The organism is Pseudarthrobacter sulfonivorans, assembly GCF_001484605.1.
Classification (GTDB): Bacteria; Actinomycetota; Actinomycetes; order Actinomycetales; family Micrococcaceae; genus Arthrobacter; species Arthrobacter sulfonivorans_A.
In genome coordinates this window covers 1,024,268-1,040,633 of record NZ_CP013747.1, presented here as the reverse complement: position 1 = coordinate 1,040,633, position 16,366 = coordinate 1,024,268, and the positions used below count along the sequence as shown (strand labels likewise).

13 protein-coding genes are annotated in these 16,366 nt (G+C 64.8%); 4 read left to right on the top strand and 9 right to left on the bottom strand.

Annotated features, from left to right (window positions below; translation table 11 throughout):
- Positions 1–117 precede the first annotated feature (117 nt).
- From AU252_RS04585 to AU252_RS04570, 4 genes are all read right to left on the bottom strand, one after another.
- The gene (locus tag AU252_RS04585) at positions 118–1,215 is read right to left on the bottom strand and encodes a substrate-binding domain-containing protein (RefSeq protein ID WP_058929702.1); all 1,098 of its coding nucleotides are present in this window, start codon (positions 1,213–1,215) and stop codon (positions 118–120) included.
- A gap of 50 nt (positions 1,216–1,265) precedes the next feature.
- The gene (gene mmsB / locus AU252_RS04580; RefSeq protein WP_058929701.1) at positions 1,266–2,549 is read right to left on the bottom strand and encodes a multiple monosaccharide ABC transporter permease; all 1,284 of its coding nucleotides are present in this window, start codon (positions 2,547–2,549) and stop codon (positions 1,266–1,268) included.
- A gap of 47 nt (positions 2,550–2,596) precedes the next feature.
- Complete coding sequence (mmsA, locus tag AU252_RS04575; protein ID WP_058929700.1) at positions 2,597–4,153, bottom strand: multiple monosaccharide ABC transporter ATP-binding protein; 1,557 nt, start codon at positions 4,151–4,153, stop codon at positions 2,597–2,599.
- Between the two features lie 131 nt (positions 4,154–4,284).
- Positions 4,285–5,475 carry an ROK family transcriptional regulator gene (locus AU252_RS04570; RefSeq protein WP_058929699.1) on the bottom strand — a complete coding sequence of 397 codons (1,191 nt, stop codon included), beginning with the start codon at positions 5,473–5,475 and terminating at the stop codon, positions 4,285–4,287.
- A gap of 206 nt (positions 5,476–5,681) precedes the next feature.
- Here AU252_RS04570 and AU252_RS04565 point away from each other — a divergent pair, with 206 nt between their 5' ends.
- Positions 5,682–6,476 carry a carbon-nitrogen hydrolase family protein gene (locus AU252_RS04565; RefSeq protein ID WP_240484317.1) on the top strand — a complete coding sequence of 265 codons (795 nt, stop codon included), beginning with the start codon at positions 5,682–5,684 and terminating at the stop codon, positions 6,474–6,476.
- Here the strand turns inward: AU252_RS04565 and AU252_RS04560 are convergent.
- Together AU252_RS04560 and alr are read right to left on the bottom strand one after the other, a co-directional pair.
- Positions 6,455–8,104 (bottom strand): PucR family transcriptional regulator, encoded by a 1,650-nt coding sequence (locus tag AU252_RS04560; RefSeq protein WP_083510258.1) that lies wholly within the window; start codon positions 8,102–8,104, stop codon positions 6,455–6,457. The genes AU252_RS04565 and AU252_RS04560 overlap by 22 nt on opposite strands.
- Positions 8,094–9,308, bottom strand: a complete 1,215-nt coding sequence (gene alr / locus AU252_RS04555) for an alanine racemase (RefSeq protein ID WP_058929698.1) — start codon at positions 9,306–9,308, stop codon at positions 8,094–8,096. The genes AU252_RS04560 and alr overlap by 11 nt, the downstream gene beginning before the upstream one ends.
- A gap of 100 nt (positions 9,309–9,408) precedes the next feature.
- On the opposite strand from alr, the gene AU252_RS04550 reads away from it, so the two are divergent.
- Both AU252_RS04550 and AU252_RS04545 read left to right on the top strand, forming a co-directional pair.
- Positions 9,409–10,947: an amino acid permease gene (locus AU252_RS04550; protein WP_058929697.1), complete on the top strand. Its 1,539-nt coding sequence runs from the start codon at positions 9,409–9,411 to the stop codon at positions 10,945–10,947.
- Positions 10,944–12,638 (top strand): flavin monoamine oxidase family protein, encoded by a 1,695-nt coding sequence (locus AU252_RS04545; protein ID WP_205630634.1) that lies wholly within the window; start codon positions 10,944–10,946, stop codon positions 12,636–12,638. The genes AU252_RS04550 and AU252_RS04545 overlap by 4 nt, the downstream gene beginning before the upstream one ends.
- Here AU252_RS04545 and AU252_RS04540 read toward each other — a convergent pair.
- The 3 genes from AU252_RS04540 to purU form a co-directional block, all read right to left on the bottom strand.
- Positions 12,635–13,153, bottom strand: coding sequence for a gamma carbonic anhydrase family protein (locus AU252_RS04540; protein ID WP_058929696.1), 519 nt, complete (start codon positions 13,151–13,153; stop codon positions 12,635–12,637). The two genes, AU252_RS04545 and AU252_RS04540, sit on opposite strands and share 4 nt — an antisense overlap.
- A gap of 85 nt (positions 13,154–13,238) precedes the next feature.
- A complete protein-coding gene (locus AU252_RS04535; RefSeq protein WP_240484316.1) occupies positions 13,239–13,919 on the bottom strand; it encodes a class I SAM-dependent methyltransferase in 681 nt (226 codons plus the stop codon).
- A 27-nt stretch (positions 13,920–13,946) separates the two neighbouring features.
- The gene (gene purU / locus AU252_RS04530) at positions 13,947–14,807 is read right to left on the bottom strand and encodes a formyltetrahydrofolate deformylase (RefSeq protein WP_058929694.1); all 861 of its coding nucleotides are present in this window, start codon (positions 14,805–14,807) and stop codon (positions 13,947–13,949) included.
- 257 nt (positions 14,808–15,064) lie between these two features.
- Between purU and glyA the strand changes: the two genes are divergently transcribed.
- A complete protein-coding gene (gene glyA / locus AU252_RS04525) occupies positions 15,065–16,363 on the top strand; it encodes a serine hydroxymethyltransferase (RefSeq protein ID WP_058929693.1) in 1,299 nt (432 codons plus the stop codon).
- The last annotated feature ends 3 nt before the right edge of the window (positions 16,364–16,366 follow it).

Below are 16,366 nucleotides of genomic sequence, written 5' to 3'. Positions count from 1 at the left end.
AAAGCGTGCATTAAGTGAGAGAGCGTTGGGACGCGGAATGCCCCGGCTCCCTGTGGGGGAGCCGGGGCATTCTGTGTAAACCGGTGGTGACCGGCGGACCGCGTTACTTAGACCGCGTTACTTGGTCAGCGGGCCCAGTACCGGATCGTCCACGTAGGCCGTCTTCACGTTGGCGGCGGTCACGATGACCGGCGGCAGCAGGAAGGCGGGTACGGTCTTCACCGTGTTGTTGTAGGACTTGTCGTCGTTGACCTCAGGCGTCTTGCCTGCCTGGAGATCCTTGACCATCACGATCGCGTGCTCAACGAGCTTGCGGGTGTCCTTGTTGATGGTGGAGTACTGCTCGCCGGCAAGGATGGACTTGACCGATTCCTCCTCGGAGTCCTGGCCAGTGATGACGGGAAGCGGCTTGCCGGCGGCCTTGACGGAGGTGATGACTGCCCGGGCAAGCGTGTCGTTCGGCGAAAGGACACCGTCCAGCGACGCCGTGCCGTAGGAACCGGTCAAGAGGGTATCCATCCGGCGCTGGGCGTTCTCAGCCTTCCAATCCTGCGTGACGGCCTTTTCAAACGTCGTCTGGCCGGAGAGCACCTTCAGCGTGCCGTCGTCGATCTTCGGCTTGAGGACCTTCATGGCGCCGTCGAAGAACACCTTCGCGTTGGCATCATCCGGTGAGCCTGCCAGCAGTTCAATGTTGTACGGGCCGGAAGGCTTCTTGGCCTTCATGCCGTCCAGGAGGGCCTGGCCCTGGAGCTCGCCCACCTTGAAGTTGTCGTAGGCCACGTAGTAGTCCACGTTTGCCGTGTTCAGCAGGAGCCGGTCGTAGGCGATGATGGTGGCGCCTGCGTCCTTGGCCTGCTGGAGCTGGGTCCCCAGCTGGGAGCCGTCGAGGGCACCCACGATGATCACTTTGGCGCCCTTGGCGATCATGGCGCTGATCTGGTTCTGCTGCTCAGCCACACCGTTGTTGGCGAACTGGACGGTCGGCTTGAATCCGGCACTGTTGAGTCCGTCGTTGAACAGCTTCTCTGCCAGCACCCAGTTTTCGCTGGTCTTCTTGGGAAGCGCGACGCCGATGGCGGAGTCCTGTGCAAAGCCGCTGGCTCCACCGGTGGTGCTGGAGGTGCCGGGTTCGGCCCGTCCGCAGGCCGTCAGCGCCAGTGCTGCGATTGCAGCTATCGCTGCTGCCTTTCCTGCTTTACCAATCATTCGCATTTCTTGGTCCACTTTCTTTTTTGGGGTGTTGGTTCCGGAACCTGAATCGCTCAGGCTTCCCTGGAAATGACTTCTTTGGTGGAGGTGGTTTCATCCGGCTGCAGCGGTGTGCCTGGCCCGCCGGACGGACGGTTGAAGTTCTTCATCATCAGCCCGATGATCGATGCCCGGCCCTGCGACTTGTTGTAGACGTCGATGGCAACGGCCACCAGCAGCACCAGGCCCTTGATCATGGACTGCCAGTCGGCGCCGACGCTGAGGAGCTGCAGGCCGTTGTTCAGCACAGCCATGACCAGGCCTCCGACGATGGATCCGATGACGGTACCCACGCCGCCCGTCACGGCAGCGCCGCCGATGAAGACAGCAGCGATGGCGTCCAGCTCCCAGCCGGTACCGTCAGACGGTCCTGCAGAGGTTGAGCGGGCCACGAAGATCATTCCAGCGAGCCCGGCGATGATGGACATGTTCATCATGACCAGGAAGTTGATCTTCTTTGACTTCACACCGGACAGCTCGGCGGCGTGGCGGTTGCCGCCCACTGCGTAAACGTGGCGTCCCACCACCGTCTTGGAAGAGACGAAGCCGTAGATCAGAACCATCACGGCGAGGATCAGGCCTGGAATCGGGAAGGACGTGCCCGGGCGGCCGGTGGCAAACAGGTAGGTGGCGTAGAGAATCCCGCCGCAGATCAGGACAAGCCTGAGGACACTGACCCAGGTTTCCGAAACCTCCGCTCCGAGCGCCTTGGCCGTGCGGCGGCGCCGGACTTCGCTGTAGACAACGAACGCAACGGCGGCGAGTCCGAGGAGCAGCGTGAGGTTGTTGAATCCGGTGTTCGGTCCTATTTCGGGGAGGTAGCCGGCGCCGATGTACTGGAACTCCCGGGGGACCGGAATAGAGTTGGACTGGCCAACGAACTGTTGCGCCCCGCGGAAGATCAGCATGCCCGCCAGGGTCACGATGAACGCCGGAATGCCGACGTACGCCGTCCACCAGCCGTGCCATGCTCCGATCAAGGCACCCAGGCCCAGGCCGAGCAGGATCGCCAGGAACCAGGGGATGTCCCAGTCCCGCATGGCGATGGCCACCACCATGCCCACGAACGCCGCCACGGAGCCCACCGACAGGTCAATGTGTCCGGCGATGATGACCAGCACCATGCCGATGGCGAGAATGAGGATGTAGGAGTTGCCGTTGAAGAGGTTGATGACATTGCCCGGGGTGAGCGTGATGCCGCCTGTGAGCCACTGGAAGAGAACTATCAGAGCCACCAAGGCAAAGATCATGCCGAACTGGCGGGTGTCGCCACCGAAGAGTTTCTTGAGCGCGTTCATTGTTTTTCAGTCCTTGTATCTGGAAGGTTCTGGAAGGCTGCAGTGGATCAGGCGGTTTTTCGGGCAGAGGTCATCAGCTTCATCAGGCTTTCCTGGCTGGCTTCCTCCTTATCGAGAACCCCGGTGATGGCGCCCTCGAAGATCGTGTAGATGCGGTCCGAGAGCCCCAGCAGTTCAGGGAGCTCGGAAGAAATCACAACGACTCCCTTTCCTTGGTTGGCGAGCTGCTGGATGATGCCGTAAATCTCGTACTTGGCGCCGACGTCGATACCGCGGGTGGGTTCGTCCAGGATCAGCAGTTCAGGATCGGTGAACATCCATTTGGCCAGGACCACCTTCTGCTGGTTGCCGCCGGAGAGCTTGGCAACCCCCTCCTGAACCGAGGGGGCCTTGGTCCGCAGGGACTTCCGGTACTGCTCCGCGACCGCGAACTCCTTGTTGGTGTCCACCACGCTGCGCTTGCTGATCTTCTCGAGGTTGGCCGAGACCGTGGTGGTCTTGATGTCGTCGAGGAGGTTCAGTCCCAACGACTTCCGGTCCTCCGTTACGTAGCCGAGGCCGGCGTCGATGGCCTGGTGGACACTCTTGAGTGTCACTTCCTTGCCGTCCACGTAGACGTGGCCTGAGACGAAGTGGCCGTAGGACCGGCCGAAGACGGAACGGGCCAGTTCGGTACGCCCGGCACCCATCAGTCCGGCGAATCCCACAATCTCCCCGCGCCGCACAAAGAAGTTCGAGTTCTTGCAGACCATCCGGTCCTGGATCTGCGGGTGGGCCACGTTCCAGTTCTTGACCTCGAAGAACACGTCGCCGATCTTGGGGGTGTGGTCGGGGAAACGGGACTCCAGGGCCCGGCCCACCATGCCCTTGATGATGCGGTCCTCGTCGACGCCGTCGGCCTTGACATCGAGGGTTTCGATCGATTTGCCGTCCCGGATGATCGTGATGGAATCGGCGATCTGTTCGATCTCGTTGAGCTTGTGGGAAATGATGATCGACGTGATGCCTTTGCCCTTGAGGCCCAGCATCAGGTCCAGGAGGTGCTGGGAATCGGATTCGTTCAGCGCTGCGGTTGGCTCGTCCAGAATGAGGATCTTGACCGACTTGTTCAGCGCCTTGGCGATCTCCACCAGCTGCTGCTTGCCGACGCCGATCTCCTTGATGGGGGTGTCGGGGTTTTCCCTGAGTCCCACCCGGGCCAGCAGCTCCGTGGACCGCTGCCGGGCCTCCGCCCAGTTGATGACGCCGCGTTTGGTCGGTTCGTTGCCCAGGAAGATGTTCTCCATGATGGACAGTTCCGGGATCAGGGCCAGCTCCTGGTGGATGATCACAATGCCGGCGTGCTCGCTGGCGCGGATGTCCTTGAACTGCTGGACCTCGGCCTGGTACACGATGTCGCCGTCGTAGCTGCCGTACGGGTAAACGCCCGAAAGCACCTTCATCAGCGTGGACTTGCCAGCGCCGTTTTCGCCGCAGATTGCGTGGATCTCGCCGGCCTTGACCCGGAGGCTTACTTCCGCCAAAGCCTTGACGCCGGGAAATTCCTTGGTAATTGAGCGCATCTCCAGGATGACCGGGTCAGTGTGCGTGGTGTGGGACGTCATTTGTCCTTACGCCTCCAATGCATGACTTCTTTGTCCGCCCAGCAAAGCGCAGGGTCGTCTGATGAAAAAGTAAACTGGATCACACGGGTTGTCGTCAAGTCTTGAACGCAATTACCGGGATAACGAAACGGCTACGCACGCCGGATCCCGGCATGCTGGAACACCAGTGCGGCCGCTCCCAAAGCCTCTGCGCGGTCCCCAAGTGAGGACATCGTCAGTGTGGTGGTCTCGCCGATCACCGGCACTGCATGCCGGATAAGCCCCCGCCGAATGGGATCGAGCAGCAGGTCGCCCAGGCCCGCAAGGGGACCGCCCACCACGATGACTTCAGGGTTGATCAGGTTCGCTACGTTGCCCAGGGCGCGTCCAACTGCCAGGCCTGCATCGTCCACCACCCTGAGCGTGGCGGAGTCGCGCGCTAGGGCTTTGCGCACGATGTCCGCAGGTGTGAGGGGTGGGTCTTCCCCGCGGCCCAGCAGCTCCATCATGGTGGTGGTGGAGGCAATGGTTTCCAGGCAGCCACGGTTGCCGCAGCGGCACACGAGTCCGTGCTCGTGGATAGTTGCATGGCCGATTTCGCCGGTAATACCAACGGTGCCGTAGTAGGGCGCGCCGTTGAGGATAAGGCCGGCGCCGATGCCCGATCCGATCTTGAGGAACATCAGGTTGCTCACGCCTGAATGCGGCCCCCACGTAACCTCGGACCAAGCGCCAAGATTGGCGTCGTTGTCAACGAATACAGGTATTTTGAGGGTTTCCTCCAGATGGTGAAGGATGTTGATTCCCACCCATTCCGGGAGGATGGCGCCCTGCGCCACGGTGCCGGTCCGGCGGTCGATGGGGCCGGGAATTCCGACGCCGGCGCCCACCACCAGGGTCCGGTCCACGCCGCTTTGCTCCAGCAGTTTGTCCAGTAGTCCGACGGCTGCCCGGATGCCTTCCTCGGCCTGGTGGCCCAGTGGCAGCAGGACGGATTCCTCGGCGATCACGTGGTAGCTCAAGGAGGCCAGGACCACGCGGAGATGCCGCCGCCCGAAGTCGATTCCCACGGCCACCGCGCCGTTGCTGTTGAGCCGCACGTTGAGTGCCCGGCGTCCGGAACTGGTGATCGGTTCGGTGGACGCCAGGCCCGCATCCTGCATGATTTTGACGATATTGGAGACCGTGGCGGTGGAGAGGCCGGTCTGGCGTGCAAGCTCGGCCTGGGTGGACGGACCGCTCATGAGGGTCTCGATGATCCGTTGCTGGTTCAGTTGCCGGAGGGCTGACTGGGATCCCGGATTTTTTGGTTTGCTCCTCGTCGAGCGCGGTGTGGCGGACATGAAAAGAAGATTGCCTTACTTTGACCATTGCAGTCAAGAAGTTAACGCAAGGAGTTTGCCGGATGAGACAAAATGATGGGACGATCCGTCCGTCCGGTGGCTTTGGCAGGTGCAATTGGCCCGGATGCCGTTCAGGGCCGGTGGCTAGGCTGGAAAAAGCGGACGCATACTTCCTGTGGCCGTCCCGATCATGTGAGGTGGAAACGGTGCTGCTGGCCCTGATGCAGGCAAACGCCCGCGTACTCGACGTTGACGCAAACTGCGCCGCCCTGGATGCGGCTGCCAAGGCGGCCGCCGCGAAAGGCGCAGCCGTCCTGGTGACCCCAGAACTCTTCCCCGTTGGATACGCCCCGCTGAGGCTCCGCGCGGAATTCGACCCCGCCGGGCTTCCCGCCATCAGGGAGACGCTGGCAGGCATCGCGCGCCGCCACGGAATCGGACTGGTCTACAGCCTGCCGTCAGTGACGGAAGGGGGCAGCTGGCATATCACGTCCACGCTGGTGGACGCCGCGGGGGTTGAGCTTCTCAGCTACGCCAAGGTGCACCTCTTTGGTGATAACGAACGCGCGGCGTTCAGCCCCGCCGGGGCGGGTCCCGCCGTCGTCGATTTCAACGGGTTCCGGACATCCATGGTGATCTGCTACGACGTGGAATTTCCGGAAACGGTCAGGGCCGCCGCGCTGGGCGGAGCCGAGCTGCTCCTGGTGCCCACCGCACTGGCGCACGGTTTCGAGACGGTTCCCCAGGTCCTGCTCCGGGCCCGCGCGCTGGAAAGCCAGCTGACCATCGCCTATGCCAACCACTCGGGAACCGAGGACGGCTGCGAATTCCTCGGCGGCAGCGTCATTGCCGGACCGGATGGTTCGCTGCTAGCCACGGCGGGACCGGGAGCCGAACTCCTGTACGCGGAGGTGGAACCGGACGCCGCCCGGAAAGCCCGTGACGTGGTGCCCTACTTGCGGGAACGCCGCCCGGAGCTCTACCGGTCCTGGGGCGTTTGAGCCGTCCCGTCTTCCAGGCCGTCCACGTACTGCAGGGCAATCCACAGCTCTGCCCGCACTTGGGCGGAACCAAGGTCCATGGCAAGCAGCTCGCCCAATGCATTGATCTGGCGCCGCACGCTGTTCCTGTGCATCCCCAGGACTTTGGCAGTGGCATCCCAGTTGCCGTTTTCGCCCAGCCACGCTTTCAGGACACTGAGTTGGGAGCTGATTCGGTCAGGCTCCTGCGCCAGGATCGGTTCCAGCAGCCGGGTGGCAAGCATGGTGCCGGCGCTGCGGCCCAACAGCCCAGCGACTGACCACGTGACGTCATCCACGCGCACACTTTGTCCGCTTGCCTGGACGCGGGACCGCAGCGACGCTGCGCGCTGGTACGCTCCCGCCAGTCCCGCCAGTTCGGTGGCATCCCCGATGACCAGGCGCCAGCCGAGCTTCTCGACTTCGCTTGCCAGGGCATCATCAACCTTCAGCCGGGTGACGGCAGCGAACCCGTAATCCGTGACCTCCACGAGTTTGGTGTCGAACAGCCGCCGCCACTGCAGCAGCTCCCGGACGGGACTGTCGCCCGCCGGCCACGTGCCCTGCTCCGCCTTGATACCCTGCACCACGCGAAGCGGCGCCGAACGGGTGGAGGAGGTGCTTTGGGCCAGCAGGTCCCTGAGTCCGTTGATGTGCCGCGTTCCGCCGCTGGCCAGGCTTTCCGGATGCAGCAGCAGCGCTGTGGCCAGCTGGCTCGGCGCGAGGGATCCGCTGGTCCGCTGCCGGACCAGCAGTTCCAGCAGCCCGACGGCGGATGAGACCACGCTGTTCTGCGAGGGCGTCAGCGGCTGGTCCGTCCCGAGAATCAAAGCGCCGAGGTTGGCGTCCCGCGTGCTGCGCAGTGGGTGCCCGAACACCAGGACAGATCCGGGAATGTCGAACGAATCCATTTCCACCCGGGGGCCGCTGCCGCCGAGCAGCCGGTCGAGAATCTGCTGCAGGGCGGGAAGTTCGACGCCGGTGCCCGCCCGGGCGCGGACCCTTCCGTCCGCGCCGACCAGCACTGCCCACACGGGAACCCGCTGGGCCAGGGCGGCCAGGAGTTCATGCTCGGGACGGGCGGAGAGGACTGCGCGCATCAGCTGCCGGTTGATGTCCGCCAGCTGCCTGAAGACTTTGGCGTTATCCGATTCGAGCAGCTGCGAAAATTCCAGCCCGATGGCAGCGAACGGCACAGTGCCTGGCACCTCAACCAGCGTCAGGTTATGCCGGATGCAGGCCTTCACCAGTGCCTCCGGCACTGCGTCGAAGTAGGGTTCCAGCCCGAAGCCCAGGGCCCCCACCCCGGCTCCCACCAGACGCCGCACGTACGCGTCAACCCGGGCCTGGTTGCTTGCCTCGCCCACAAACGGCAGCCCCGCCGTGAGGAGGAACTCGCCGTCGAGCAGGTACGGCGTGGGGTCCTCCAGCTCGCTGGGCTCTACCCAGCGCAGCAGGCCGGAACCGTTGCCGCCGTCGTGCAGGATCGTCAACTCCGGCGGCAACTTTTCCAGGAACTGCTCCAACGTGACAGCGCTGATCGGCTCGGCGCCGGTCCCTCTTCCCGTTACGGCTCTGGTGCCCGCTCCCGCGGCAGCTTCAGGCGACATGCGGCACGCTGACTTCGGGATCCTGGTAGTCGGGGCACTCGTAGGCCCTGGGCAGCCGCGGCGCTATCCGGTTGATGATTTCGTCGCCGTGGCTGCCGATGGCCGAGCCCCATTCGTCCGCGCTCGCCGCACCGGTGTCCGGATCGCCGAACAGCACGGCCGTGTCGCCGACGGAAACTCCGCAGGCTTCCGGGCCGAGGTCCACCATGAACTGGTCCATGCACACCTTGCCGATCACGGGCACCCGCCTGCCGCCCAGTTGGACAATGCTTCGCCCCGAGATGCCTTTCGGGATGCCGTCCGCATAGCCGAGGGGGATCAGCCCCAGATACCTTGCCTCGTGGGTGATGGCCTGGTGTTCGTAGCTCACGCCGGTGCCGGCCGGAACCTTCTTCACGAGCACAACGGGAGCCGTGACAGTCAGGGCCGGGCGCAGCCCGAAATCCGCGGGGTCAAGATGGTCGGCGGGCGCCAGGCCATAAATGGCCAGCCCGGCCCGCACCATGTCGAAGGCGAACTCAGGGCGGTCCAGGATGTTGGCAGAGCTGGACACATGCCTCAGCTCCGGTTCCAGGCCGCCTTCCCTGGCCTGCCGTACGGCTTCCCCGAAGGCGTCCACCGCTGCGGCGTTCCCGGGGTGGGCCGGTACGTCGGCCCAGGCCAGGTGGGTCCAGATACCCCGGACAGTGAGGGTCCCCTCGAGCTCGGCGTTGCGTGCAGCGGCCACAAGGTCAGGCCAGTCTTCCGCGCGTGCGCCGCCGCGGCTCAACCCGCTGTCCAGCTCAAGGTGGACCGCGGCCGGCCTTCCGAGCGTGCGGGCGATGCCGGCCACTACGTCGAGTTGGGCGGGGCTGCCCAAGGACATGTCGACGTCGTTTTCCACAGCTTCGCGAATGATCTCGCTGGACGCTGTGGCGAGGTACAGCCAGGACAGCACTGGCGCCGTGATGCCTGCGCGGCGTAGCGCAAGAGCCTCCGTGAGCTGTGCCGTTCCGAGCCAGTCGGCGCCGGCAGCGAGGGCAGCCTCCGCCACCTCGACAAGCCCGTGGCCATAGGCATTGCCTTTCACCACCGCCATGAAATGCGGCGCGGGACTGAGTGCCCGGAGGGCGCGGACATTATCGGAAATCGCGGCCAGATCAACGCTGACCCGGCCGGAAAGCGCTACCGAAGGTGCGCTGTTCTGTTGTGCATTACGTCTCATGCCAGAACACTATAGGTCATTTTGCACAATCGTGAGAGGTGGCTCACACGCCTAAGCTGGGCGAGGGGAAATGACAACTACTCACGAACGGACGTCAACGATGACTGTGCCCACCTACACAGAACGCCGGCCGGCACCTCCTGCCGGCCGGCCCGGCCTGGCCGCGCAGCTGCTGCGCCGCAAGCCGATCGGACAGATGGTCAATGAAGCCGAAACAGGCCACGGCGGAACCCGCCTGGTCCGCAGCTTCGGCGTTTTCCAGCTGACAATGATCAGTGTCGGCGCCACCCTGGGGACCGGCATCCTGGTCATCCTCGGCGAATCCGTTCCCTTGGCCGGGCCGGCGATCTGGATCTCCTTCGCCATCGCTGGACTCGCCGCCTTGCTGTCGGCAGTGTCCTACGCCGAAATGGCCGGTCTCGTTCCGGTGGCAGGCTCCAGCTATTCCTACAGCTACGCCACTTTGGGCGAGGGCATGGCCTGGATCTGTGGCTGGTGCCTCGTGCTCGAATACGCAGTCTCGGTCGCGGCAGTGTCAGTTGGGGCCGGCCAGTACGTGAACGAGTCCCTGGCGGTCTTCGGCCAGTTCCTGCCCGACGCAATCTCCCAGCCCCCAGGAGACGGCGGGGTCGTGAATATCCCGGCAATGGTCATCGTTCTGCTCGCCATGGTCTTGCTGGTTCGCGGCGCCAAGGAAAGCGCCTGGATTAACACCGTCATCGTGGTGGTCAAGGTGGGAATCCTGATCTTCTTCTGCGCAGTGGCTTTCACCGCCTTCAGCGCCGGCAACTTCGAGCCTCTCCTGCCTATGGGCGCAGCCGGTGTCTCAGCCGCCGCTTCCAGCGTCTTCTTCTCGTACATCGGCTTCGACGCGGCATCCACGGCCGGTGAGGAAGCCCGCAATCCCAAGCGCGACCTGCCGCGGGCCATCATGCTCTCCATGCTGATCGTCACCACCATCTATGTCCTGGTTGCCGTGGCCGCCGTCGGCGCCCGTCCCTGGGGCTGGTTCGATGGTAACGAAGCAGCACTCGTGAAGATCCTTGAGGAAACCACCGGGCAGCCGTGGATCGCCCTGGTCTTCGCCGTCGGCGCAGTCCTGGCCATCGCCAGCATCGTGCTGACTGTCCTTTACGGACAGACCCGCATTCTTCTCTCCATGGCGCGCGACGGGCTCATTCCAAAAATCTTCGGCCGGGTCTCCGCGAGGACCGGCACTCCGGTTGCCGGCACCCTGATCGTGGGCATCCTCGTGGCAGTCACGGCCGGCCTGGTTCCACTCGGCGCCCTGGCTGACGCCACGAGCATTGGCACCCTGTTCGCCTTCGCCCTGGTCAACGTGGCAGTAATCTACCTGCGCCGCACCAGGCCCGAGCTGAAGCGCACCTTCCGGGTCCCGCTCTTCCCCCTGACTCCGATTCTCGGCGCCCTGATGTGCGCTTACCTCATGGCCAACCTGGGCGCCGACACCTGGGTGACGTTCGGAATCTGGATGCTGGTGGGCCTGGCGGCCTACTTCGGCTACGGTCGACGGAACTCCAGGGTAGCGGCGCTGAGCCACGAGGAATACTGTGAGCTGAGCAGGCCGGAATCTTCAACGCTGTCCACCCCCGAACAAACTAAGGCAGAGCTTTCATGACCGTCGCCACCGAACTCCCGGCCTCTGACCCGTCCAGCACACAGGCTGGCCCCATCACCATGCTGAACCCCGATTTTCCGTTCAGCTACGACCACTACCTCGCCCACCCGGCAGGGCTCGGTGCGGTTCCGCCGGAACTCTACAGCACTGAGGTAGCCGTTGTAGGGGCGGGCCTTTCGGGCCTCGTCACGGCCTACGAACTGATGAAACTGGGCCTGCGGCCGGTCGTCTACGAAGCGGACCAGATCGGCGGCCGCCTGCGCACCGCCAGCTTCCCGTCCGCTCCCGGCGTTGTGGCCGATCTGGGCGGGATGCGGTTCCCCGTTTCCGGGCGGGCGTTCTACCACTACGTGGACCTGCTGGGGCTGGACACGCAGGATTTCCCCAACCCGCTGGCGCCCGTCACCTCCAGCACCGTGATCGAACTTACCGGCCAGAAACACTACGCCGAGACCGCCCAGGACCTGCCGCCGTTCTTCCGCGAGGTGGCCGACGCCTGGAAGGCAGCCGTGAACGACGGCGCGAAGTTCGTCGAAATGCAGGAGGCCATCCGGGCCCGGGACACGGGCCGGATCAAGGACCTCTGGAACGAGCTGCTGCCGCTCATGGACGAGCAGACCTTCTATGGGTTCATCGCCGGGAGCGAGTCATTCAAGGAAGCCGGCTTTGCCCATCGTGAGGCCTTTGGCCAGGTGGGTTTCGGCACCGGTGGCTGGGACACCGACTTCCCCAACTCCATCCTGGAAATCCTCCGCGTGGTCTACACCGACGCCGATGACCAGCACCGGCTCATCAGCGGGGGAGCACAACGGCTGCCCGAGGCACTGTGGCAGCACGCGCCGTCGGGCATGGCCCACTGGCCCGACGGAACGTCCTTGGCGTCGCTCCACTCCGGCTCGCCCCGCGGGGCCGTGGACAAGATCAGCCGCGATGCCGACGGCGACCTCCGGATCCGGGAGCGCTGGGGCCGCGAAGCCAGCTACCCCGCCGTGGTCACCACGTGCCAGTCGTGGCTGCTGTCCACTCGCATCCACACCGAGGAGGCACTGTTCCCGGCCCAACTGTGGACTGCGATCGAGCGTTCGCACTACATGCAGTCATCCAAGACGTTTGTGATGGTGGACCGGCCGTTCTGGAAGGACATCGATCCGGACACCGGCCGTGAGGTCCTGTCCATGACCCTCACGGACCGGCTGAACAGGGCCACCTACCTCCTGGATGACGGCCCGGACAAGCCCGCCGTGATCCTGCTGTCCTACACGTGGAACGATGACGCGCTCAAATGGCTGGCGCTGGACGCCGACGAACGCGTTGAGCTGATGCTGCACTCGCTCGAGCAGATTTACCCGGGCGTGGACATCGCCAGCCACATCGTGGGCCAGCCCATCACCGTTTCCTGGGAAGCGGACCCCAACTTCATGGGAGCCTTCAAAGCGAACCTGCCGGGGCACTACCGCTACCAACAGCGCCTCTTCACGCACTTCAAGCAGGACAAGCTGCCCGAATCCCAGCGCGGGATCTTCCTCGCGGGTGACGACGTGTCCTTCACCGCGGGCTGGGCCGAGGGCGCCGTGACCACCGGCCTGAACGCGGTGTGGGGTGTGGTGAACCACCTGGGCGGGACATCGGCGGTGGGCAACCCCGGTCCGGGCGAACTCCTGGACGCCATCGGGCCCATCAGCCTCGACTAGCCGTGCAGCTCCCGGTGCGCCCGGGCCAGCTCCACGTAGCGGGCGGCATTCTGCTTCACGCCGTCGAACTCCTCGTCGGTGAGTTCCCGCCGTACCTTGGCGGGGACGCCGGCCACGAGTGACCGGGGCGGCACTACCGTGCCTTCCAGGACCACGGCACCTGCCGCCACGAGCGAGCCGGTGCCGATCACCGCGCCGTTAAGCACAGTGGCGCCCATGCCGATCAGGCAGTCGTCCTCCACAGTGCAGCCATGGACGACGGCGGCATGTCCCACACTGACCCCGGCCCCGACTGTGCAGGGGAAGCCCGGGTCTGCGTGGAGCACCACGTTGTCCTGCAGGTTGCTGCCGGCGCCGACGCTGATGGCCGCCGTGTCCGCCCGGACCGACACACCATAGAAGGCGCTCGAGTCCTCGGCGAGCGTGGCCTTGCCGATGATCGACGCCGTCGGGGCGATGAAGGCGGATTCGTGGACGGCCGGAGTGTTGCCGGCGAAATCGTAAAGAGGAGCCATGGGCCAAGCCTAGGACATCCACCCACCACCCAAGTAAGTAGCGCTAACCGGCGTTTTGAGGGCTCATGACGACAGTTAGCGTTGCTTACTTGGGGGAGGCGGGTGTGCGGAGGATCAGGAACTGGTAGTGCTGTGTCCAGTTCCCGGCGCCCGGACCGGATTCCTCGCCGGCGCCTTCCGGCCAGGTGACAAAGTCCTCGATGGCACCATGCCGGCCAAAGACCTGCCGCACCGTCGCGTCGCTGCGCCGGCTGAAGAACCGCCGGGGCTCGACGTCGTCCTCGGGGTTCAGGACCTCTACATCCTCACCGGACCAGAGGCCGACGGCGATGGGCGCGTTGGGTGCCGTGACGCGCACGAGTTCGCGCAGGACGCCGTCAATATCAGTGGCGGGGACGTGCAGCAGCGTGCTCATGGTCCAGGCGGCCGGAAAGGTTCCGTCCGCGAAGGGCAGTTGCCGGGCGCTGGCCACGGAGACGTCGAGGCCCTTCGCCCGGGACCTGTGGACGTGCTCCTCAGAGAGGTCAACGCCGGTGTAGTGAATGCCGGCCCGGAGGAACTGCAGGCCATCGAGCCCCGTGCCCGAGCCGATCTCCAGGACGTTGTGACGGCGCTCGGACTTAAGCAGCGAAATGAACCGCTGACACTGTTCCACTCGCCTGGGCGCCAGCGGATGTTCCCAGCCGGACGCGGCGCGGCGGTTGTAGAACTCGGCGAGACGCTGCTCGCTGCCGTGTTCCTCCATCGCCACCTCAGCTGGCTCCATGGCTAACGTCCCTTACCAATAGACCGTTTAGTTAAAGACCACTGTCCGGTTGCCGTCCAAGAGGACCCGGTGTTCTGCATGCCATTGGACGGCCTGCGTCAGGGTGCGGCCCTCCACGTCCCGGCCCATTTGCACGAACTGCTCCGGAGTGCGGGCGTGGTCCACGCGGATGACTTCCTGCTCGATGATGGGGCCCTCGTCCAGCGCGGCCGTGACGTAGTGGGCAGTGGCGCCGATCAGCTTCACGCCGCGGGCATGAGCCTGGTGGTAGGGCTTGGCGCCCTTGAAGGACGGCAGGAACGAGTGGTGGATATTGATGGCCTTGCCGGTGAGCTCCGCGCACAGGTCATCCGAAATGATCTGCATGTAGCGGGCCAGGACGGTCAGTTCGATGTCGTGCTCGGCCATGAGGGCGCGCAGCTTGTCCTCGGCCTGGGCCTTGGTGTCCGGGGTGACCGGGATGTGGTGGAACGGGATGCCGTAGAACTCGGCCAGCCCGGCGAGGTCACGGTGGTTGGAGACGATGGCCGGGATCTCGATGGGCAGGGTGCCGGAGCGCTGCTGGAACAGGATGTCGTTGAGGCAGTGCGCGGACGTGCTGGCCATCAGGAGCGTGCGCACCTTCTGGCCCACGGGGTTGAGACTCCACTGCATGCCGAAGGAGTGGACCACCGGCTCAAGGGCGGCCTGGACCTCGGCCCGGGAGGCCGTCGTCGTCGCTTCCACCCGCATAAAGAAGTTGCCGGTTGCGGGGCTGCCATACTGCTGCGAGTCCAAAATATTACAGCCCGCCACCAGCAGCGCTCCGGCTACGGCGTGGACAATTCCGGGGCGGTCCGGGCAGGACAATGTCAATACGTAGGCTCGGTTCAGCTGCTCTTCAGTCACGACTACAAGCCTACCCGCGCGGCCCGCCCGCGTTTGGTAGTCTGGTGGGGTCGCAACTGGCGTTGGGTGGCTAACCACCAGGGAGTGGCAATCACGAAGACCACGGATCGTACGCCTGGGCCGAGGGTCATGTCTTACCGGAACTGCACCCTCTGAGGATGCGGTTCGCTTTCACGCCCTGTCATCAAGGGGCGGTGAGGTGCGCCAGCCGGTAGCCTGACCTTAGCAGTGCCCGTATCCCTAGCCAGGAGTTTTTCGTGACTACTACCGCCACCACAACAGCCGCCGTCAGCAACCAGTCGCTGGCCGAGCTCGACCCCGAAATCGCAGCAGTCCTCAGCCAGGAACTTGGCCGCCAGCGCGGCACCCTGGAAATGATCGCTTCCGAAAACTTTGCCCCTCGCGCCGTGATGGAAGCCCAGGGCTCTGTCCTGACCAACAAGTACGCCGAGGGATACCCGGGCCGCCGCTACTACGGTGGCTGCGAATACGTGGATATCGCCGAGCAGCTGGCCATCGACCGCGTCAAGGCACTGTTCGGTGCTGAGTACGCCAACGTCCAGCCGCACTCCGGTGCCCAGGCCAACGCCGCAGCACTGTCCGCAATGATCACCCCCGGTGACAAAATCCTGGGCCTGTCACTGGCCCACGGCGGCCACCTGACCCACGGTATGAAGCTCAACTTCTCCGGCAAGCTCTACAAGGTGGCTGCCTACCAGGTGGAGCCGGACAACTTCCGCGTTGACATGGACAAGCTGCGTGAGCAGGCCATCGCAGAGAAGCCCCAGGTCATCATCGCCGGCTGGTCCGCCTACCCGCGCCACCTGGACTTCGCGGCCTTCCGCTCCATCGCCGATGAAGTGGGCGCGCTGCTTTGGACCGACATGGCACACTTCGCCGGACTGGTGGCTGCAGACCTGCACCCGAGCCCGGTGCCGTACTCCGACGTCGTCACCTCCACCGTGCACAAGACCCTCGCTGGTCCGCGCTCCGGTGTGATCCTGGCCAAGCAGGAGTGGGCCAAGAAGATCAACTCCAACGTCTTCCCGGGCCAGCAGGGCGGCCCGCTCATGCACGTCATCGCGGCCAAGGCTGTCGCCTTCAAGATCGCCGGCACCGAGGAATTCAAGGAGCGCCAGGAGCGCGTCCTGGAAGGCGCCAAGATCATCGCCGACCGCCTCAACCAGTCCGACGTCGCCGAAGCCGGCGTCTCCGTCCTCACCGGCGGCACCGACGTGCACCTGGTCCTGGTGGACCTGCGCAACTCGCAGCTGGACGGCCAGCAGGCCGAGGACCTCCTGCACTCCGTGGGCATCACCGTGAACCGCAACGCGGTTCCGTTCGACCCGCGCCCGCCGATGGTCACCTCCGGCCTGCGCATCGGCACCCCGGCCCTGGCCACCCGCGGCTTCGGCGCCGAGGAGTTCACCGAGGTCGCCGAGATCATCGCCACCGCCCTGAAGGCCGGCTCCGCCACGGACGTGGACGCCCTGCAGTCCCGCGTGGACAAGCTCGCCGCCGACTTCCCGCTGTACCCGCAGCACGAGCAGTGGTAGTCC

Bases quoted from the DNA above. Each gene is read 5' to 3' on its own strand.
- AU252_RS04585 (WP_058929702.1), bottom strand. From the start codon at position 1,215: ATGCGAATGATTGGTAAAGCAGGAAAGGCAGCAGCGATAGCTGCAATC.
- mmsB (WP_058929701.1), bottom strand. From the start codon at position 2,549: ATGAACGCGCTCAAGAAACTCTTCGGTGGCGACACCCGCCAGTTCGGC.
- mmsA (WP_058929700.1), bottom strand. From the start codon at position 4,153: ATGACGTCCCACACCACGCACACTGACCCGGTCATCCTGGAGATGCGC.
- AU252_RS04570 (WP_058929699.1), bottom strand. From the start codon at position 5,475: ATGTCCGCCACACCGCGCTCGACGAGGAGCAAACCAAAAAATCCGGGA.
- AU252_RS04560 (WP_083510258.1), bottom strand. From the start codon at position 8,104: ATGTCGCCTGAAGCTGCCGCGGGAGCGGGCACCAGAGCCGTAACGGGA.
- alr (WP_058929698.1), bottom strand. From the start codon at position 9,308: ATGAGACGTAATGCACAACAGAACAGCGCACCTTCGGTAGCGCTTTCC.
- AU252_RS04550 (WP_058929697.1), top strand. From the start codon at position 9,409: ATGACTGTGCCCACCTACACAGAACGCCGGCCGGCACCTCCTGCCGGC.
- AU252_RS04545 (WP_205630634.1), top strand. From the start codon at position 10,944: ATGACCGTCGCCACCGAACTCCCGGCCTCTGACCCGTCCAGCACACAG.
- AU252_RS04540 (WP_058929696.1), bottom strand. From the start codon at position 13,153: ATGGCTCCTCTTTACGATTTCGCCGGCAACACTCCGGCCGTCCACGAA.
- AU252_RS04535 (WP_240484316.1), bottom strand. From the start codon at position 13,919: ATGGAGCCAGCTGAGGTGGCGATGGAGGAACACGGCAGCGAGCAGCGT.